General features: G+C 41.2%; 21 protein-coding genes and 2 riboswitches. Of the genes, 20 read left to right on the forward strand and 1 reads right to left on the reverse strand.

What is annotated here, in order from left to right; genetic code table 11:
- The first annotated feature begins 42 nt into the window (after nucleotides 1–42).
- The 10 genes from ACZ9EE_RS20590 to ACZ9EE_RS20635 all read left to right on the forward strand — a co-directional run bounded on the left by ACZ9EE_RS20590 (nucleotide 43) and on the right by ACZ9EE_RS20635 (nucleotide 8,339).
- Nucleotides 43–2,430, forward strand: a complete 2,388-nt coding sequence (locus tag ACZ9EE_RS20590; protein WP_476030055.1) for a 3-hydroxyacyl-CoA dehydrogenase/enoyl-CoA hydratase family protein — start codon at nucleotides 43–45, stop codon at nucleotides 2,428–2,430.
- A gap of 31 nt (nucleotides 2,431–2,461) precedes the next feature.
- Nucleotides 2,462–3,637: an acetyl-CoA C-acetyltransferase gene (locus ACZ9EE_RS20595; protein ID WP_476030057.1), complete on the forward strand. Its 1,176-nt coding sequence runs from the start codon at nucleotides 2,462–2,464 to the stop codon at nucleotides 3,635–3,637.
- A 21-nt stretch (nucleotides 3,638–3,658) separates the two neighbouring features.
- Nucleotides 3,659–5,440, forward strand: a complete 1,782-nt coding sequence (locus ACZ9EE_RS20600; RefSeq protein WP_476030059.1) for an acyl-CoA dehydrogenase family protein — start codon at nucleotides 3,659–3,661, stop codon at nucleotides 5,438–5,440.
- Nucleotides 5,441–5,608: 168 nt separating this feature from the next.
- Nucleotides 5,609–5,965: an arsenate reductase family protein gene (locus tag ACZ9EE_RS20605; protein WP_476030061.1), complete on the forward strand. Its 357-nt coding sequence runs from the start codon at nucleotides 5,609–5,611 to the stop codon at nucleotides 5,963–5,965.
- A 34-nt stretch (nucleotides 5,966–5,999) separates the two neighbouring features.
- Nucleotides 6,000–6,383 (forward strand): glycine cleavage system protein GcvH, encoded by a 384-nt coding sequence (gene gcvH / locus ACZ9EE_RS20610; protein ID WP_476030063.1) that lies wholly within the window; start codon nucleotides 6,000–6,002, stop codon nucleotides 6,381–6,383.
- Nucleotides 6,384–6,494: 111 nt separating this feature from the next.
- Nucleotides 6,495–6,734: a YusG family protein gene (locus ACZ9EE_RS20615; RefSeq protein ID WP_215045151.1), complete on the forward strand. Its 240-nt coding sequence runs from the start codon at nucleotides 6,495–6,497 to the stop codon at nucleotides 6,732–6,734.
- A 131-nt stretch (nucleotides 6,735–6,865) separates the two neighbouring features.
- Nucleotides 6,866–7,222, forward strand: coding sequence for a toprim domain-containing protein (locus ACZ9EE_RS20620; RefSeq protein WP_235741025.1), 357 nt, complete (start codon nucleotides 6,866–6,868; stop codon nucleotides 7,220–7,222).
- 6 nt (nucleotides 7,223–7,228) lie between these two features.
- Nucleotides 7,229–7,537 carry a thioredoxin family protein gene (locus ACZ9EE_RS20625; RefSeq protein WP_476030066.1) on the forward strand — a complete coding sequence of 103 codons (309 nt, stop codon included), beginning with the start codon at nucleotides 7,229–7,231 and terminating at the stop codon, nucleotides 7,535–7,537.
- Nucleotides 7,538–7,665: 128 nt separating this feature from the next.
- Entirely contained in the window at nucleotides 7,666–7,881 is a 216-nt protein-coding gene (locus ACZ9EE_RS20630) for a hypothetical protein (protein ID WP_476030068.1), read from the forward strand.
- The gene (locus tag ACZ9EE_RS20635) at nucleotides 7,869–8,339 is read left to right on the forward strand and encodes a hypothetical protein (RefSeq protein WP_476030070.1); all 471 of its coding nucleotides are present in this window, start codon (nucleotides 7,869–7,871) and stop codon (nucleotides 8,337–8,339) included. Before ACZ9EE_RS20630 ends, ACZ9EE_RS20635 begins: the two co-directional genes overlap by 13 nt.
- Here ACZ9EE_RS20635 and ACZ9EE_RS20640 read toward each other — a convergent pair.
- Nucleotides 8,272–9,210 (reverse strand): nuclease-related domain-containing protein, encoded by a 939-nt coding sequence (locus ACZ9EE_RS20640; protein WP_476030072.1) that lies wholly within the window; start codon nucleotides 9,208–9,210, stop codon nucleotides 8,272–8,274. The genes ACZ9EE_RS20635 and ACZ9EE_RS20640 overlap by 68 nt on opposite strands.
- Before the next feature lie 186 nt (nucleotides 9,211–9,396).
- On the opposite strand from ACZ9EE_RS20640, the gene ACZ9EE_RS20645 reads away from it, so the two are divergent.
- The 10 genes from ACZ9EE_RS20645 to sufB all read left to right on the forward strand — a co-directional run bounded on the left by ACZ9EE_RS20645 (nucleotide 9,397) and on the right by sufB (nucleotide 19,799).
- Entirely contained in the window at nucleotides 9,397–9,744 is a 348-nt protein-coding gene (locus ACZ9EE_RS20645; protein WP_476030074.1) for a hypothetical protein, read from the forward strand.
- Between the two features lie 65 nt (nucleotides 9,745–9,809).
- Nucleotides 9,810–9,911, forward strand: a riboswitch (SAM riboswitch).
- A 70-nt stretch (nucleotides 9,912–9,981) separates the two neighbouring features.
- Nucleotides 9,982–11,298: an O-acetylhomoserine aminocarboxypropyltransferase/cysteine synthase family protein gene (locus ACZ9EE_RS20650; protein ID WP_476030076.1), complete on the forward strand. Its 1,317-nt coding sequence runs from the start codon at nucleotides 9,982–9,984 to the stop codon at nucleotides 11,296–11,298.
- 124 nt (nucleotides 11,299–11,422) lie between these two features.
- Nucleotides 11,423–11,529: riboswitch (SAM riboswitch) on the forward strand.
- Nucleotides 11,530–11,663: 134 nt separating this feature from the next.
- On the forward strand, nucleotides 11,664–12,689 hold the full coding sequence (locus tag ACZ9EE_RS20655) for a methionine ABC transporter ATP-binding protein (RefSeq protein ID WP_476030078.1): 1,026 nt from the start codon (nucleotides 11,664–11,666) through the stop codon (nucleotides 12,687–12,689).
- Nucleotides 12,682–13,350, forward strand: coding sequence for a methionine ABC transporter permease (locus ACZ9EE_RS20660; protein ID WP_476030080.1), 669 nt, complete (start codon nucleotides 12,682–12,684; stop codon nucleotides 13,348–13,350). The genes ACZ9EE_RS20655 and ACZ9EE_RS20660 overlap by 8 nt, the downstream gene beginning before the upstream one ends.
- Nucleotides 13,351–13,364: 14 nt before the next feature.
- Entirely contained in the window at nucleotides 13,365–14,198 is an 834-nt protein-coding gene (locus ACZ9EE_RS20665) for a MetQ/NlpA family ABC transporter substrate-binding protein (RefSeq protein WP_476030083.1), read from the forward strand.
- Between the two features lie 379 nt (nucleotides 14,199–14,577).
- On the forward strand, nucleotides 14,578–15,363 hold the full coding sequence (gene sufC / locus ACZ9EE_RS20670; RefSeq protein WP_476030085.1) for a Fe-S cluster assembly ATPase SufC: 786 nt from the start codon (nucleotides 14,578–14,580) through the stop codon (nucleotides 15,361–15,363).
- Between the two features lie 21 nt (nucleotides 15,364–15,384).
- Nucleotides 15,385–16,695 carry a Fe-S cluster assembly protein SufD gene (gene sufD, locus ACZ9EE_RS20675; RefSeq protein ID WP_476030087.1) on the forward strand — a complete coding sequence of 437 codons (1,311 nt, stop codon included), beginning with the start codon at nucleotides 15,385–15,387 and terminating at the stop codon, nucleotides 16,693–16,695.
- Nucleotides 16,695–17,924: a cysteine desulfurase gene (locus ACZ9EE_RS20680; protein ID WP_476030089.1), complete on the forward strand. Its 1,230-nt coding sequence runs from the start codon at nucleotides 16,695–16,697 to the stop codon at nucleotides 17,922–17,924. The genes sufD and ACZ9EE_RS20680 overlap by 1 nt, the downstream gene beginning before the upstream one ends.
- The gene (sufU, locus tag ACZ9EE_RS20685) at nucleotides 17,914–18,354 is read left to right on the forward strand and encodes a Fe-S cluster assembly sulfur transfer protein SufU (RefSeq protein WP_476030091.1); all 441 of its coding nucleotides are present in this window, start codon (nucleotides 17,914–17,916) and stop codon (nucleotides 18,352–18,354) included. Before ACZ9EE_RS20680 ends, sufU begins: the two co-directional genes overlap by 11 nt.
- Before the next feature lie 47 nt (nucleotides 18,355–18,401).
- Nucleotides 18,402–19,799: a Fe-S cluster assembly protein SufB gene (sufB, locus tag ACZ9EE_RS20690; protein ID WP_476030093.1), complete on the forward strand. Its 1,398-nt coding sequence runs from the start codon at nucleotides 18,402–18,404 to the stop codon at nucleotides 19,797–19,799.
- Nucleotides 19,800–19,847 lie beyond the last annotated feature (48 nt).

Raw genomic sequence — 19,847 nt, forward strand, 5'->3', positions numbered from 1 at the left:
AAAAATGAATGAGTATTCATTCAAAAGTTGAAGGGGGAGACAATGTTGAACCAATTGATTAAAAAAGCAGCTGTCCTTGGATCAGGAGTAATGGGGTCCGGAATTGCAGCCCACTTAGCAAATATCGGGATTCCAACACTATTATTGGATATCGTGCCAAAGGAATTAACAAAGGAAGAGGAAGCCAAAGGGCTAACCGTTGCAGATAAAACTGTTCGTAATCGGATTAGTGCACAAAATATCCAAAAGCTTTTAAAGCAAAAGCCTGCACCACTCACCTCTAAAAGGAACCTCGCCCTCATTGAAGCAGGTAACCTCGAAGACGATTTAGTTAAACTGAAGGATGTTGACTGGATCATCGAGGTTGTTGTCGAAAACCTTAACGTAAAGAAGCAGGTTTTTGAAAAAGTCGATCAATACCGCAAACCTGGCAGCATTGTCAGTTCAAATACCTCTGGAATCTCAGTCGAAGCGATGGTGGAAGGCCGCTCAGAAGATTTTAAAAAGCACTTCTTAGGAACACACTTCTTTAATCCGCCGCGCTATTTAAAATTACTTGAAGTCATCCCAACTCAATATACGTCGCCTGAAGTACTTTCATTCATGAAAACGTTTGGTGAAGATGTCCTTGGGAAAGGCGTTGTAATTGCTAAGGATACCCCAAATTTTATTGCTAACCGAATCGGCACTTATGGACTGCTTGTCACGGTAAGAGAAATGCTAAAGGCAGGTTTAAGTGTAGGAGAAGTAGATTCTATTACCGGCCCATTAATCGGGCGAGCTAAGAGTGCGACCTTCCGAACGCTTGATGTCGTTGGATTAGACACATTTTATCATGTTGCCGGTAATGTTTATGAACAAGTGCAAGGTAAAGAAAAAGAAGTGTTTGAAATCCCTGCTTTTCTTAAATCCATGGTCGAAAAGGGCTGGCTTGGCAGCAAGTCCGGTCAAGGGTTCTTTTTGAAAAAAGGAAAAGAAATACTTGAATTAGATCCTAATACACTAGAATATGGACCTCGTAAAAAGTTATCAACCCCAGCAGTTGAGTTAGCTAAGCAGGAAAAAGGCACAGCCAATAAATTGAAAGCGCTTGTATATGCGAATGACAAGGCTGGCCAATTTTTATGGAATACATTCACGGAATCCTTTTTATACGCTGCACAGCTATTAGGTGTTATCGCTGACGATATAGCCGCCATCGATCGTGCCATGAAATGGGGCTTTGGCTGGGACTTGGGGCCATTTGAAGCCTGGGATGCCATCGGTGTGGAAAAATCAGTGCAAAAGTTGCAAAGCTGCGGTGTTGCGGTACCTGCTTGGATAACTGACATGCTTGAAAAAGGTCATACCTCCTTTTACTTAGAAGAAAATGGCGAGCAGTTCTATTATGATAACGGTCAATATCGTCTCGTCGAAACGAATCCAAAAGCAATTGACTTGAAAAAAATAAAGAAACAAAAGGGTGTTATTAAAAAGAACAGCGGCGCAAGTTTGATTGATATTGGCGATGGCGTTGCCTTACTCGAGTTCCATTCACCTAACAATGCAATTGGACCCGATATTGTTCAAATGATCAATTATGCAGTCGACGAAGTCGAGAAAAATTATAAAGGACTGGTTATCGGCAACCAGGGGAAAAACTTCTGCGTTGGGGCTAACCTCGCAATGATGTTAATGGAAGTCCAAGATGACAATATCTATGAGTTAGATATGATTGTCCGCCACCTTCACAGTGCATTATTAAAGGTAAAATACAGCTCGAAGCCGGTCGTGGCTGCTCCATTTGGAATGACGCTTGGCGGAGGTACAGAGGTTTGTCTGCCTGCAGCCCATATTCAAGCATCATCGGAAACATACATGGGCCTTGTCGAGGTAGGAGTCGGTCTCCTTCCAGGCGGTGGAGGGAACAAGGAGCTTTACATGAAGCACTTAGAAAACCTGCCCAACGGAGTACCATTTGACTTGCAAAATGTTGCTAATAAAGTGTTCGAAACGATTGCGACCGCAAAAGTTTCAACATCTGCAGAAGAAGCACGTGAAAATAATTTCTTGAGTTCTTCTGATGGCATTAGTTTTAACAGTGATCATCTCATTTATGATGCTAAACAGGCTGTGCTTGCCCTACATGAACAAGGATATAAACCAAGAGTACGCAGGAAAGTCCCTGTCGTGGGCGAAACAGGCTATGCCACCCTATTGCTGGGGGCAGAAGCGATGCGGCTATCCGGTTATATCTCGGAACATGATTTAAAAATTGCCAAGAAGATTGCCTATGTCATTGCAGGCGGCCGCGTCCCATTCGGAACGGAAGTCGATGAGCAATATCTTTTAGATTTAGAAAGAGAGGCTTTCTTAAGTTTAATTGCCGAGCCAAAATCACAGCAGCGCATGCAGCACATGCTCGTAAAAGGGAAACCATTAAGAAACTAATACTAGATTAAGAGAAAGTGAGGGAGAATCCATGAGAGAAGCAGTGATTGTTGCCGGGGCACGGACCCCGGTTGGTAAGGCAAAGAAAGGAACGCTTGCCAATGTTCGTCCTGATGATTTGGGAGCATTGGTAGTAAAAGAAACTTTAAAGCGTGCCGGAAATTATGAAGGTAATATTGATGATTTAATCATTGGCTGTGCGATGCCTGAAGCGGAACAAGGAAACAATATGGCCCGCAATATCGGAGCATTGGCAGGTCTTCCCTATACAGTCCCTGCCATTACTGTTAATCGTTTTTGTTCATCCGGATTGCAGGCAATCGCCTATGCCGCACAAGGAATCATGCTAGGGCATACCGATACAGCCATCGCCGGCGGAGCGGAATCGATGAGCATGATCCCGATGATGGGGCATGTCGTCCGGCCTAATATTAAACTTGCGGAAACGGCACCCCAATATTATATGGGTATGGGTCATACGGCCGAGCAGGTTGCGACGAAGTATGGCATTTCCCGTGAAGACCAAGATGCATTCGCGGTTAGAAGCCATCAGCGTGCCGCCAAGGCCATTGCAGAAGGTAAATTCGTTGATGAAATTGTCCCCGTAGATGTAACGATACGTACGGTTGGAAATGACAATAAACTTGTTGAAAAGACCATCCAATTCTCCGTGGACGAAGGAGTCCGCCCGGATACCAATTTAGAGACACTTGCCAAGCTTCGTCCCGCTTTTTCCGTAACGGGTTCTGTAACAGCAGGTAATGCATCGCAAACAAGTGACGGGGCGGCAGCATTAATGGTGATGGACCGTGAGAAGGCAGAAGCACTAGGACTAAAACCCCTGGCGAAATTCCGTTCATTTGCCGTGGGCGGCGTACCGCCTGAAATTATGGGTGTCGGACCTGTTGTCGCGATTCCAAAGGCGGTTAAGCTCGCTGGCCTGGAGTTATCAGACATTAATTTATTCGAATTAAATGAGGCTTTTGCATCCCAATCCTTGCAAGTCATCCGGGAGCTGGGCCTAAATGAAGAGATTGTCAACGTAAATGGGGGTGCGATTGCCCTTGGTCACCCGCTTGGCTGTACGGGAGCGAAATTAACTCTCTCCTTAATTCATGAGTTAAAACGACGCAATGAACAATTTGGTGTCGTGACGATGTGTATTGGCGGCGGAATGGGTGCAGCCGGAGTGTTTGAATTATTGTAATTAGAAAAAGGAGGAATATTAATGACTGAAACAAAAAAGGTTGTCAAAGGCGGAAGCTTTTTAATTGAGGATCTTGCCTATCAAAATATATTTACACCAGAAGACTTTAATGAAGAGCATTTAATGATTGCACAGACAGCTGCGGACTTTATAGAAAAAGAAGTGGTCCCGCAGATTGAGCATTTAGAAAACCATGAATTCGACCGCACTGTAAAGCTGTTAAAGAAAATGGGGGAGCTTGGCCTATTAGCTGTTGACGTTCCCGAAGAGTTTGAAGGTTTAGGCTTAGATAAGGTGACTTCGTCATTAATTACTGAAAAAATGGCGGGGGCTGGCGGTTTCTCCCTCTCTTATGGAGCACATGTCGGCATCGGTTCTCTGCCAATTGTGTTATTTGGAAATGATGAGCAAAAGACAAAATATCTACCTGCCCTTGCATCAGGCGAAAAAATTGCGGCATATGCCCTAACAGAGCCTGGTTCAGGATCTGATGCCTTAGGAGCTAGAACCACTGCAAAACTAAATGCAGCCGGAACTCATTATATCCTGAACGGTGAAAAGCAGTGGATCACGAATGCCGGTTTTGCCGATGTATTTATCGTTTATGCAAAGATCGATGGCGAACACTTCACCGCATTCATTGTAGAAAGGGACTTCCCGGGGGTATCGACTGGTGCTGAAGAAAAGAAAATGGGCATCAAGAGCTCATCGACTCGTACCTTGATTTTAGAGGATGTAGCGGTTCCTGTTGAAAACTTATTAGGTGAGTTTGGGAAGGGGCATGTCATAGCCTTTAACATCTTAAACATTGGCCGTTACAAATTAGCAGTCGGCGGTGTCGGCGGTTCAAAGAAAGCCTTTGATATGACGGTCAAATATGCGAATGGACGCAAACAGTTTAAAACAGCGATTTCTCAATTCAATTTAACAAAAGAAAAGTTTGGTACGATGGCCTCGAAAATTTATGCGGCTGAAAGTTCAGTCTACCGCACGATTGGTTTATATGAAGAAAACCAAGGTAAACTGACTACGGAAGAAGCAAAGGATCTTAAAAAGGTGGCTAATGCGATCGCCGAATATGCGATTGAATGCTCGGTAAACAAATTCTTTGCGAGTGAAGTTTTATCATATGTAGTGGATGAGGGGGTCCAAATCCATGGCGGCTACGGCTTCATGCAGGAATATCCTATTGAAAGAGCTTATCGCGATGCGCGAATTAACCGAATTTTTGAAGGAACCAATGAAATTAACCGGCTTCTCGTTCCTGGAACACTTGTGAAAAAAGCATTAAAAGGTGAGCTTCCGCTATTCCAAAAAGCTCTTGCACTACAAGAGGAATTAATGATGTTAATGCCGGAAGAGCCGGGTGATGAGCCGCTGGCACAAGAAAAATACCTTGTAAGAAATGCTAAAAAGATTGCCTTATTGGCTTCCGGTTTAGCAGCCCAAAAATTTGGTAAGGCCTTAGAAAGTGAGCAAGAGATCTTAGCCAATATTGCGGATATCGTTTCGAACGTCTACGCTATGGAATCCGTTGTACTGCGTACAGAAAAGGCGATTGCGAAAGATGGCTTAGAAAAGAACCAGCAAAAACTTCTTTATACACAAATTTTCTGTCAAGAAGCCTTTAATGAAATTGAAGCAACTGCTAAAGAATCGCTTGTAGCAATTGAAGAAGGCGATACGCTTCGAATGATGTTAACCTCTCTTCGCAAGTTCACACGACACCAGCCAATCAACGTAATTGCCAAAAAACGTGAAGCTGCTGACGTATTGATTGAAGCAGAACGTTATACAGTTTAACAATTCAGGAGCCCCTTCATTTTGATGGGGCTTTCTTATATTTTTAATGCTGGAAGGAAAATATACAAAAGGTGTCGAATTTTTCCTATTATGAGAGCGGTCGATTAGGATTTTAAAGGGCCATATGATAAAATTTTCATGAATGAATAAGGATAGGGTGTGAAACCATTGGCTTTAACTTTTTACTGGTATCCAAAATGCGGCACATGTCGAAACGCGAAGAAATGGCTGGATACCCATCATCTTTCCTATGATGAAGTACATATTGTCGAGCAGCCCCCCTCACGCGAGCAACTGCAGGAATTTTATCAAAAAAGCGGCTTGGAATTAAAGAGATTTTTTAATACAAGTGGTTTAAAGTATCGAGAATTAGGGATTAAAGATAAAATGAAGACGGCAACAGAGGATGAACTGCTCGATCTGCTGGCATCGGATGGGATGCTAATCAAAAGGCCAATACTCACGGATGGTGAGCGTGTTACTGTTGGCTTTAAGGAAGAAGAGTTTGAAAAAACGTGGCTTTAATGGATGTTTACTAAAAACTGGAGGGATTTTTCAAATGAGTTTACCAAAAGAATTGCGTTATTCTGAAGAGCATGAGTGGGTAAAGGTTGAAGGAGAAAAAGTCCGCGTGGGGATTACTGACTTTGCCCAGCATGAACTAGGCGATATCGTTTTCGTTGAACTTCCAGAGGTTGGTGCAGAAGTATCCGCTGACGAACCATTCGGCAGTGTAGAATCTGTAAAAACGGTTTCTGAACTGTATGCACCTGTTAGTGGTAAAGTGGTAGAAGTTAACGAAGATTTGAGTGACAGCCCTGAGTTTGTCAATGAATCACCATATGAAAAGGCATGGATGATTGTGATCGAGCCTTCTGATGTAAGTGAAGTAGACAACTTAATGTCTGCAGAGCAATATGCAGAAATGATCAAAGAAGACTAATTTGTTTTGAAAAGCACCTATTGTTGGGTGCTTTTTCTCTTAAATTTCCACTCTTTTTCTTGTCCGGCCGGGACAGACTAAACGTAAACCATATCGAAGAGGGTGGAAGAAATGACATTAAAACAACAAAAAATTGATGTAACAGACCGAGTCGTTGGTAAATTAAAAAATGGCGAACTTGAACTGTTTCTTGAAAATACAGCAATAGGAAAAATAAAGCTTTCAGATCAGATGCAAGTGGAATTGGATCATCACTTTGAGGCAGAGCAGCAAAAAATTTATCAGCATGTAACCGTAACGGAACAGCCGAATGCCAAGTATACCGACTGTGATGATGGTGGATGGTGTTAACATAACTTCAAGCAAATACCTATTTCTTCGTGGACAATCATGTTATAGTTAACTTACTAAGAAGATGGTACACGAAATCAGTATTTTAGAATATGTTAACATAAACAACTTTATATTACAGGTGATGGGATATGAATGATTCGTATGTTGACAAAGTTCTTATTGTCGAAGGAAAATCCGATAAAAATAAGGTTAAGAATATTGTGAAGGAACCTGTGGAAATTATCTGTACGAATGGAACAATCAGTCATTCTAAATTAGAGGAATTGATTGAGTTTCTCGAGGATAAGGATGTCTATATCCTCGTCGATGCAGATGATTCGGGTGAGAAGCTTCGCAAACGATTTAAGCGAGAATTTCCCCATGCGGAGCATTTGTATATTGACCGGATGTATCGGGAGGTAGCAACAGCACCTGAACATCACTTGGCAATGGTCCTATTAGGGGCTAATATTGATGTACATGCTGAGTTTTTAGAAATGAGTTAATGTGCTATGAATGAATGGAATCGAACTGATCTGGCTGATTTCCTCGACCGTGAGGAAATCGGTCTGTTATACTTCTATACCCCTCTCTGCGGCACCTGTCAGGTTGCGTCTCGGATGCTTCAAATTGTCGGGGAGCTTGTAGAGGTTACGATGGGAAAAATGAATCTAAATTTTTATCCGGATTTGGCTAAGAATTTTGCAATTGAGAGTGTACCAAGCCTGTTGATTATTCGTAATGGTGAGGTGCAGGAATCAATCTATGCGTTTCATTCAGTTCCATTTTTGCTTGAAAAAATTAAATTTTATCTTGGATGAGCAGATGCGAGGGTACGCATCTGCTTTTTCTATTAGGTTGTGGGAGAAGAAGGAACGTGATTTTCCCCAATTGGTAACATAGTGTTGGCCACGATCAAGTAAAAAGGAATTGTGCCCGTCAAGGTAAAGTGGAAGCGGTAACGGTCAAAATAAAAAGGAATTGTGCCCGTCCAGATGAAGCGGAAGCGGTAACGGTCAAAATAAAAAAGAATTGTGCCCATCCAGGTGAAGTGGAAGCGGTAACGGTCAAAATAAAAAGGAATTGTGCCCGTCAAGGTAAAGTGGAAGCGGAAACGGTCAAAAAAAAAGGAATTGCGCCCGTCCAGATGAAGTGGAAGCGGTAACGGTCAAAATAAAAAAGAATTGTGCCCATCCAGGTGAAGTGGAAGCGGAAACGGTCAAAATAAAAAGGAATTGTGCCCGTCCAGGTAAAGTGGAAGCGGAAACGGTCAAAATAAAAAGGAATTGTGCCCGTCAAGGTAAAGTGGAAGCGGTAACGGTCAAAATAAAAAGGAATTGTGCCCGTCGAGGTGAAGTGGAAGCGGAAACGGTCAAAATAAAAAGGAATTGTGCCCGTCAAGGTAAACCGGAAGCGGTAACGGACGAAAATAAAAAGGAATTGTTCCCGTCACAGGTAAATAGAAAAAGACAATCGTCCAAATACAAAATAACTTGTCCCATTAAAAGAGCTTTTTTGGTACCAAAAACTCACCAGGAAACATACATACCCCAGGCTATTCGTAAAAGAGCCCCTTTGTCTTTCCATTACAGATCAAGTTTTGTTTTAGAACCCTCCGAATAGTTTTTTTTGAATCAATATTCTCACACCATTCAAAAACTAAGTTAGTTGTAATTTTCTCGTTAGGATAAAGCAATTTTATTTCTCCAACAGTCCTTAAGACCGCAGAGTCAAGCCCCTCACAATGCCCACATACCTGACACTGCACATGTCTATCAAAACAAGAAACATGAAAAGAATGACAAACCGCACAAATAATTCCTTTGTTCAACATATTAATTGAATACTTTGAGTACTTTTCATAGGGGGATGCCGTTTTATGCATAGAAACTAACCGTTCAGCAATACTTTTATGACGTCCATTCAAAGTCGACGATTCCCTATTTAATTTACACATAAAATCGGGCAGCTGATTTGGATAGATAATGGGTTTATTCATAGGGGATTGATATAAGTGGAATTTAGGGTTAATAAAAATAACATAGCTCTCAATAGCCATGCGGTAACCGAGACTTTGAAGCAGCTGCCTGAGCAGAGATTCACACCGTTCTAATTGCAAAAGAGGATTGGTAATTTCCTTTTTGGCAGCGAGAGAATAAAACCTGCCATTTTCATAATAAAAATCACCTTCATAATTTTTAACCTCGAATAAATAAAATTGATCTTGTCTAATCATCAACGTATCAATTTGAAACTTGTTATTGTTTGACTCCAACAGCAAGTCATATAAAAGGTAACTTGGAGGTTCGAGCTTCTCTGTTAACAAATCAAACATTTTTTCACCCTCATAACCTTTAGTTTTATTATGAAGATATTTTTTTTCCTTTTCTTCTAACTCTGTTCTAGCATCCAACAACTTTAATATTCTTAAATCAAGTGGTTCAGGGCGATCCTTTAAAATCATACTCCACATCCTTTCTAGTGTCTTCTTCATTTTAACTAGAATCCCGGTTCAAAGATTTGACTATTTTCTAACACTTTCGAAGACTCGACATATTTCTCGGGAAATCGTCTTAAATACCCTAATTCACCAGAGAATTGTCGAGCGATTAACAAAGGAATCCCCACACTAGTGCTGAATAAGTAAACTAATACGTGCGCATAGAGCGGAGTGGTTGAAATGAACGAACTGGCAGAAAAATTTTTAGAAAAATTCACCTTACAGGGACATATCGTAGGCTTAATCAAGCATGCTGAAATAAAAGTAAAATTCATTTGTGAAGAGGAAACCATTATCTTCGAAATAAAAAATGGCAAAATGTCGTTACTCAATGACCAACAATCCATTTGTTACGAAGTAAAAGGGGAGTCGAACGCCATCCAACAGCTTTTCGAAGGAACCGAAACACTGCGAACACTTGAAAAGAAAGGACGGCTAACCGTATCCGCCCCGCTAAGAACCACGCTGCTCTTAGAATCCATCTTCTTTTTAACAAAAGCACATGAAAATTTTGCTAAAGTCATATAATCCTATATGTTGACTCGGAATTAAATTTCTAGTAATCTGTATTTAACAACAATTGAATTTTCAGAATCTTATCTAGAGTGGCGGAGGGACTGGCCCTGCGAAGCCCAGCAACCGGTTATAAAACACGGTGCTAATTCCAGCAGAGCAACCAGCTCGAAAGATGAGAAGAGATAACCCCCTCTTCTGCGGAAGCGGGGGTTTTGCCGTTCTATTATCAAAAAAGGAGGAACAGGAAATATGACAGAAAATCAAAAGAAGTACCGTTTTGAAACACTTAGTGTTCATGGAGGCTTGTCACCCGATCCTGTAACAGGAGCACGTGCTGTTCCAATCTATCAAAACAATGCTTATCAATTTAAAAATACAGAACATGCTGCCAACCTATTTAGCCTCGCAGAACCAGGTTACATATACACAAGAATTCACAATCCGACGACCACCGTTTTCGAAGACCGCGTTGCCCTGCTGGAAGGCGGAGTAGGTGCACTCGCCGTTGCCAGCGGAATGGCAGCTATTACACTCGCGATTTTAAATATCGCCGAAGCTGGCGATGAAATCGTGGCTGCTTCCAATCTTTACGGCGGAACCTATAATTTATTAGCAGTTACCCTGCCTAAATACGGTATTAATGTCAAATTTGTTGATGCCGAAAATCCAGAAAACTTCCGCCAAGCGATCACGGGAAAAACAAAAGCAGTCTTTGCAGAAACCATTGGTAATCCAAGTTTACGTGTCCTCGATATTGAAAAAGTAGCAGACATTGCCCATGCAGCAGGGGTTCCATTAATTATTGATAATACTTTTGCCACACCATATCTTTGCCGGCCAATCGAGCATGGAGCCGATATTGTTGTTCATTCAGCAACCAAGTGGTTGTTAGGGAACGGAACCACAACGGGAGGAATCATTGTCGATGGCGGCAAGTTTGATTGGAATTCACCAAGATTCCCTGGCTTCACCACTCCTGATGACAGCTATCATGGCCTTATCTATGCAGAAGCTTTAGGGGCGGTCGCATACATCATCAAAGCCCGTGTTCAATTATTACGCGATCTTGGACCTGCGCTAAGCCCGCAAAATGCGTTTCAGTTTACATTAGGACTTGAAACCCTCCATGTGCGGATGAAGGAGCATGTTGCCAATACCAAGCAAATTGTTGATTATTTACTAGCTCATCCGGCAGTAGATTGGGTATCTTATCCTGGTCATAGCTCACATCCTGATAATGAATTAGCAAAAAAATATATGCCAAAGGGTGCGGGCTCAATGGTCGTCTTTGGCATTAAAGGCGGAAAAGAAGCAGGGGCGAAATTAATCAATTCATTAACACTCTGGGCCCATGTCGCCAATGTTGGCGATGCTAAGAGTTTAATCATTCACCCAGCAAGCACAACCCATCAGCAGCTGGACGCTGAAGGACTTAAGGCTGCCGGTGTATCAGAGGATTTAATCCGGCTTTCCATCGGTATTGAAAATGTCGAGGATCTAATCGATGACCTGGAGGCTGCGATTGAATCAGCGACAGGTTTATCTTCATTAAAGGCTAAAGCCTAAATTTACCTATTAAAGATATTCCGAAAAAATCGTTGACACCTATTTTTATACATGATACGATAATTTTTGTTGAAATAATTTAGTTAAAACAATTACATTTTAAATTGAATATAGAAGCTGTTAGCTCTTATCAAGAGAGGTGGAGGGATGTGCCCGATGAAGCCCGGCAACCGTCAATATTTATTGAAATGGTGCCAATTCACACAAAGCGTTTGCTTTGGAAGATGGGAGAAAGGTTTATTTTTCATGATGCCTTTCTGCCTGTGCAGATAGGCATTTTTATTTTTCTGAAATAATAGAAATCCTTTATAAGCATCCAGTTAACTCTATATTCAAATAAAGACGATAAAAAAGTAGGTGATCAAATGATTTCAATACAAAATGTTCGGAAGATCTTCCCTAGCAAAAAAGGTGACCTTAAGGCAGTCGATGATGTAAACCTTGAGATTAAAGAGGGAGAAATTTTCGGCGTGATTGGTTATAGCGGGGCCGGAAAAAGTACGTTAATCCGCATGTTAAACGGCTTGGAGATTCCAACAGAGGGAAGTGTCACAGTTGCGGGCCGTGTCATTTCAAAAATAAAGGGCTCACAATTACGAAAAGCCCGCCAAGAAATCAGTATGATATTCCAGCATTTCAACTTACTGTGGTCGAGAACAGTTAGTGAAAATATCGCGTTTCCCTTAGAAATTGCTGGTGTCAAAGGACCGCAGCGGAAAAAACGGGTCGCCGAATTAGTCAAACTGGTTGGTTTAGAAGGCCGGGAAAATGCTTATCCATCCGAACTTAGCGGCGGTCAAAAGCAACGTGTGGGGATTGCCAGGGCGCTTGCAAATAACCCTAAAGTATTACTTTGTGACGAAGCAACTTCAGCGTTAGATCCGCAAACCACGGATTCTATCTTGGAATTACTGGTGGATATTAATAAACGCCTAGGGTTAACAATTGTGTTAATTACCCATGAAATGCACGTGATTCGGAAAATCTGTCACCGTGTTGCAGTAATGGAAAGTGGCAGGGTAGTTGAACTTGGTTCGGTACTGGATGTATTTAAAAAACCACAGCAGCCAATTACGAAGCGATTTGTTCAGCAAGTATCTGAGAATGAAGATACAAAAGAAGCCGTTGATCATTTGCTTGAACAATATCCTTCCGGCCAGATTGTCCAATTAACCTTTATTGGCGAATCAGCTGAGCAGCCAGTCATAACCAATTTAATCCGTAATCATCCGGTTACCGTAAATATTTTACAAGGTAAGATTGCCCAAACGCAAAACGGATCATATGGAACCTTGTTCATTCATATCGATGGCGACGAAAAGGAAGTCAACCATGCGGTTGAGTTCATTCGCTCTCAGCATGTCGGAGTGGAGGTGGTTACAAATGATTAAACATTATCTGCCAAATGTGGACTGGTTAATCATGTGGGATGAAACAAAAAATACCCTTTATATGGCAGGCATTTCCGTGGTAGCAACGTTTATTTTAGGGACCTTATTAGGATTAATTTTATTTCTTACTTCCAAAGGCAACCTCTGGGAAAACAAGCCGATAAACGCAGTTATTAGTGCAATCGTAAATATTTTTCGTTCGATTCCGTTTATTATCCTAATTGTCTTATTAATTCCGCTTACAACATTTTTAGTTGGAACCATGATTGGCGAAGATGCGGCATTGCCTTCTCTTATTATTGGAGCTGCTCCATTTTACGCAAGAATGGTAGAAATCGGCCTCAGAGAAATTGATAAAGGGGTCATTGAAGCAGCAAGATCAATGGGGGCTACTACTGGAACGATTATCTGGAAGGTTTTATTGCCGGAATCCATGCCAGCCCTAATTTCCGGTATCACGGTTACTGCGATTGCACTTGTGGGGTACACAGCCATGGCAGGGGCGATTGGTGCAGGCGGTCTTGGGAACCTTGCTTATAACTATGGTTTCCAAAGAAATCAAAATGACGTCACCTTGATTGCCACCGTCATTATTTTATTAATCGTTTTTGTGATTCAGTTTATTGGTGATTTTATCACTTCAAAATTAGATAAAAGATAAAAGGAGAGGTCTACATGAAAAAGTGGATTACATTAATTTTAGCCTTATCACTAGTGTTAGCATTAGCTGCTTGCGGTAAGTCAACAGATAAGTCAGAAGGTACAGACAGCAAAACAACGAAATTAGTAGTTGGAGCATCGACCGTTCCACACGCAGAAATCCTAGAAAAAGCTAAACCAATTTTAAAAGAAAAAGGTATTGATCTACAGATTAAGACGTTTACTGACTATGTACTTCCAAACAAAGCATTACAATCAAAAGAATTAGATGCAAACTACTTCCAGCACATCCCATACCTAGAGTCACAAAATAAAGAGTTTGGTTATGGATTTGTGAATGCAGGCGGTATTCATATCGAGCCAATCGGTGTTTATTCAAAGAAGTACAAAAAACTTAGCGACCTTCCTACTGGCGCTCATTTAATTATGAGCAACTCTGTTGCCGACCATGGCCGTCTGCTTTCATTACTTGAAGCGCAAGGACTAATCAAATTAAAATCAGGCATTGATAAGACAAAAGCAGAAATCAAAGATGTTGTAGAAAATCCTAAGAAGTTAGTATTTGATGCAGATTACGAAGCAAAACTTTTACCACAAATTTATAAAAACGGTGAAGGCGATGCGGTTTTAATTAACTCAAACTACGCTATTGATGCCGGCTTAAACCCAATTAAAGATTCCATTGCAATTGAAGACAAGAATTCCCCTTATGTAAACGTCATTGCCGTTCGTAAAGAGGACGAAAACAAGCCAGCAATCAAAACGCTTGTAGAAGTTCTACACTCTAAAGAAATCCAAGACTTTATCCTTGATAAATACAAAGGTGCAGTTGTACCGGTTTCTGAATAATAATAAATAGGTAAAAACGGGTAAGTCAGTGAGTCATTCACTGGCTTTTCCTTGTATTTACTCATACATGAAAGAGGTCAATTGGGTAAAATAGAAAGGTCTTTATCGTTTAAAACAGTTGGAAATGTTTAAAAAAATGAGGTATGATTTTATTCGGGTCTTTCTTACATAAGGGTTTATATCTGAATTTTCATATAAATATTCCCTGTGTATTCTCAATTAGCATTTGCTTAATGAAAATGACGCTCAGTTTCTACTGTTTAAGAGTTGCTAATACATTTCATTTGTTATAAGATTGTAATGAGAATAAAATGAGAATAGAGTTACAAAAAAACTTGCATTGCAAGCTAACAACACTTTCTTTTCGGAGGTATAAAATATGGCTGGATCAACATTAACGATCAAAGATTTACATGTAGAAATTGATGGGAAAGAGATTCTAAAAGGTGTAAACCTAGAAATAAAGGGTGGAGAAATTCACGCAATCATGGGACCAAACGGAACTGGTAAGTCAACCTTATCGTCTGCGATTATGGGACACCCAAAATATGAAGTAACGAGCGGTTCCATCACTCTGGACGGACAAAATGTTCTGGAAATGGAAGTAGATGAGCGCGCACGTGCAGGTCTATTTTTAGCAATGCAATACCCAAGCGAAATCAACGGTGTAACAAATGCTGATTTCTTACGTTCAGCGATTAACAGCCGTCTTGGCGAAGGAAACGAAATTTCCCTTATGAAGTTTATCCGTAAAATGGATAAGCAAATGGAATTCCTTGAAATGGATTTGGATATGGCACAGCGTTATTTAAATGAAGGATTTTCCGGCGGTGAGAAAAAGCGTAATGAAATTCTTCAATTAATGATGATTGAACCTAAAATTGCCATCCTTGATGAAATTGACTCCGGCCTTGATATTGATGCCCTAAAAGTGGTTTCAAAGGGTGTAAATCAAATGCGCGGCGAAGATTTTGGCTGCTTAATTATTACACACTACCAACGTCTGTTAAACTATATCACTCCTGACCATGTGCATATTATGATGCAAGGCCGTATTGTTAAATCAGGCGGTTCAGAGCTGGCACAACGCTTAGAAGCAGAAGGATATGACTGGATCAAACAAGAGCTTGGCATTGAAGACGAAACAGTTGGGCAAGAAGCGTAACAGAGTGTTAGGAGGATTACAATGACAACAGAAACCAAATTACCAGTTGATCAGGAATTTGTCCGCTCATTCTCGAAAGAAATGAATGAGCCTGCATGGTTTGAAGAGTTCCGGCTTAAAGCGCTAAACGAATTCGAACAGCTTTCGATGCCAAGACCTGATAAAACCAAAATAGATAAATGGAATTTCACACAATTCCAACAGCATACAGTCAAAAGTGATGCCTATTCATCGCTTGATGCACTACCAGAGGAAGTTAAAGCATTAGTAAATTTAGATGCTGAAAATAAAAGTCTTTATATTCAGCGTAATCAGACTCCTGCCTTTTTATCTTTATCAGAAGAGCTGAAAGGTAAGGGTGTTATCTTTACAGATTTATTGACTGCGGCAAGAGAACATGGTGATCTTTTGAAAAAGTATTACATGACTCAAGCCATCAATATGGATGAGCACCGTTTAACGGCCCTGCATGCAGCACTTGTAAACGGAGGCGTGTTCTTATACATTCCAAAGAATGTAGAAATTAAAGAGCCTATCCAGGCAGTATTTGTACAAGATCATGCTGAGGCAAACTTATTTAACCACGTGATTGTAGTTGCGGAAGACAATAGTCAGGTAACATACGTAGAAAACTATATTTCTACAGTGGAAGCCTCAAATACCCTCGCGAATATTTTAACCGAGGTTATTGCCAACGTTAATGCAAAAGTCCAATACGGGGCTGTTGATTATTTGGCAAAAGGGATTACGACTTATGTAAACCGCCGTGGTGTCGCTGGCAGAGATTCATCCATTGAATGGGCACTTGGCCTTATGAACGAAGGAAATACAATCTCAGAGAATACCACTAACCTGCTTGGTGATGGATCTCATGGAGACACGAAAACAGTCGTAGTCGGCCGTGGCGAGCAAACGCAAAACTTTACTACGAAGGTCGTTCACTTTGGAAAAAATACAACCGGAAACATTTTAAATCATGGGGTTGTGAAGGACAGTGCGACTTCCATCTTTAACGGGATCGGTAAGATCGAACATGGTGCATCCAAATCGGATGCAGAGCAAACCTCTCGTGTGTTAATGCTTAGCGAAAAAGCCCGCGGGGATGCCAATCCAATTCTTTTAATTGATGAAGATGATGTTGTAGCAGGGCATGCAGCCTCCGTAGGACGCGTCGACCCAGTTCAACTTTATTATCTAATGAGCCGGGGAATTCCGAAAACTGAAGCAGAACGGTTAGTTATTCACGGTTTCCTTGCACCGGTTGTTACCCAACTTCCAATTGAAGGAGTCAAGAAACAATTAACTGAAGTGATTGAAAGGAAAGTTCGCTAATGAACATCCAAGATATCCGCAGCCAGTTTCCAATCCTCGATCAAGAAGTGAATGGCAACCCATTGGTGTACTTGGATAGCTCAGCTACTTCCCAGAAGCCGATTCAGGTTATTGAAACGATTGATAAATATTACCGTGAAATTAATTCCAATGTCCATCGTGGTGTACACACGCTCGGAACAAGAGCTACGGATGCATACGAAGGGGCTAGGGAAAAGGTTCGTAAATTCATTAATGCTAAATCGATTCAAGAAGTTATTTTTACAAGAGGCACAACGACTTCTCTTAATACGGTCGCTTCAAGTTATGCGGCTGCTAATTTAAAGGAAGGCGACGAAATCGTTATTACTTACATGGAGCATCATAGTAACATTATTCCATGGCAGCAAGTAGCGAAACGGACAGGTGCCCAGTTAAAATACATTCCGCTTCAAGAAGATGGCACGCTTTCTCTTGAAGATGTACGGGCAACGATTACAGCTAATACGAAAATTGTATCTGTGATGCAGGTATCTAACGTGCTTGGCGTCATCAATCCTGTTAAAGAAATTGCGCAAATTGCTCACGAAAATGGAGCCATCATGGTCGTTGATGGTGCTCAAAGTGCACCGCACATGAAAATTGATGTCCAAGATCTTGATTGTGATTTCCTTGCTTTCTCTGGACATAAAATGTGTGGGCCTACCGGTATCGGGGTACTTTATGGAAAGAAACACCTGCTTGAAAAGATGGAGCCAATTGAATTTGGCGGCGAAATGATTGATTTTGTCCACCTCCAAGAATCAACCTGGAAGGAACTGCCTTGGAAGTTTGAAGGCGGTACACCTATTATTGCCGGTGCCGTTGGTCTTGGGGCTGCAATCGACTTTTTAAACGAAGTCGGCTTAGACAATATTGCGGAACATGAACATAAGCTTGCGGCCTATGCACTTGAAAAAATGTCTGCGGTTGAGGGCATGACTATTTATGGTCCTCTTGATGCAGCTAAGCGTGCTGGACTGATCACTTTTAATATTAAGGATGTTCACCCGCATGATGTAGCAACCGTTTTGGATGCAGAAGGAATTGCCGTCCGTGCCGGGCATCATTGCGCACAGCCGCTGATGAGATGGCTTAACGCTTCTGCGACTGCACGTGCAAGTTTTTATTTATACAATACTGAAGAAGATATTGATAAACTCGTTGAAGGGCTTGTCAAAACAAAGGAGTATTTCAGCGATGTCTTCTAATAATTTAGATGCTTTATACCGTCGAGTTATTATGGACCATTATAAAAAACCACGAAATCGTGGTATTTTAGAGGATGGCAGTCATACGATTAATATGAATAACCCTACCTGCGGCGACCGCATTCAATTAACCTTTAAGGTTGAGGATGGAATCGTGAAGGATGCTATGTTTGAAGGTGAAGGCTGCTCGATTTCGATGTCCTCTGCCTCGATGATGACACAGGCCATCAAAGGGAAGAAGGTAGAAGAGGCACTGCAAATGTCTGGGATTTTTTCTGATATGATGTTAGGAAAAGAACCCGATGATTCCATTGATTTAGGTGATATTGAAGCACTTCAAGGTGTTTCTAAATTCCCTGCCAGAATTAAATGTGCAACATTAGCATGGAAGGCAATGGAAAAGGGATTAAAGGAAGAGGAACAAAAGTAAAACGATTGGGCTAAGGCTCTAATCGTTTATGAAGGAGGAATACGACGATGGCAAAAAAGATGCCTGAAATCGGGGATTATAAATACGGTTTTGCCGATAAAGACGTTTCCATTTTCCGATCAAAACGTGGGTTGACACGTGAGATTGTTGAAGAAATTTCAAAAATGAAGAATGAACCACAGTGGATGCTTGATTTCCGTTTAAAGTCACTTGAACATTTTTATAATATGCCAATGCCACAGTGGGGCGGCGACTTAAATTCATTAAGCTTTGATGAAATTACCTACTATGTAAAACCATCTGAGAAATCCGAGAAGTCTTGGGATGAAGTACCAGAAGAAATTAAGGCAACCTTCGACAAGCTTGGTATCCCTGAAGCAGAGCAAAAATACCTTGCTGGGGTATCTGCACAGTACGAATCAGAGGTTGTTTATCATAATATGAAGGAAGAACTTACGGATTTAGGAATCGTCTTTAAGGATACAGATTCTGCCTTAAGAGAAAATGAAGACATCTTCCGTGAACACTGGGCAAAAGTAATCCCGCCGACTGATAACAAGTTTGCGGCGTTAAACTCGGCTGTATGGTCCGGCGGTTCGTTCATCTATGTGCCTAAAGGTATTAAAGTGGAAACGCCATTACAAGCATACTTCCGAATCAACTCCGAAAACATGGGACAATTTGAGCGTACCTTGATCATTGTTGATGAAGGTTCATCTGTTCATTACGTTGAAGGTTGTACAGCACCTGTTTATACGACTAACTCTTTGCACAGTGCCGTTGTTGAAATCATCATCAAAAAGGATGCATACTGCCGTTATACAACGATCCAGAACTGGGCAAACAACGTGTATAACCTTGTTACCAAGCGTGCGGTTTGTGAAGCAAACGCAACAATGGAATGGATCGATGGGAATATTGGTTCTAAGTTAACGATGAAATATCCTGCTGTTATTTTAAAAGGTGAAGGCGCACGTGGTATGACCTTATCGATTGCGATTGCAGGTAAAGGCCAGCACCAGGATGCTGGTGCAAAAATGATTCACTTAGCACCAAATACCTCTTCAACAATCGTGTCAAAATCAATCTCTAAACATGGTGGTAAGGTAACTTATCGCGGACAGGTTCATTTTGGACGTAAGGCTGATGGCGCACGTGCTAATATTGAGTGTGATACCTTAATTATGGATAATCAATCAACATCTGATACGATTCCATACAATGAAATTTTAAATGACAATATTTCTTTAGAGCATGAAGCGAAGGTTTCAAAAGTGTCTGAAGAGCAGTTATTCTACTTGATGAGCCGCGGTATTTCTCAGCAAGAAGCGACTGAAATGATTGTTATGGGCTTCATCGAGCCATTTACAAAGGAATTACCAATGGAATATGCTGTTGAGATGAACCGTCTGATTAAGTTCGAGATGGAAGGCTCAATCGGTTAATCTTTTAAAACATACCCGTTTGCTATTGCTGGCAGACGGGTATTTTTT

The organism is Bacillus sp. URHA0034 (genome assembly GCF_056280405.1).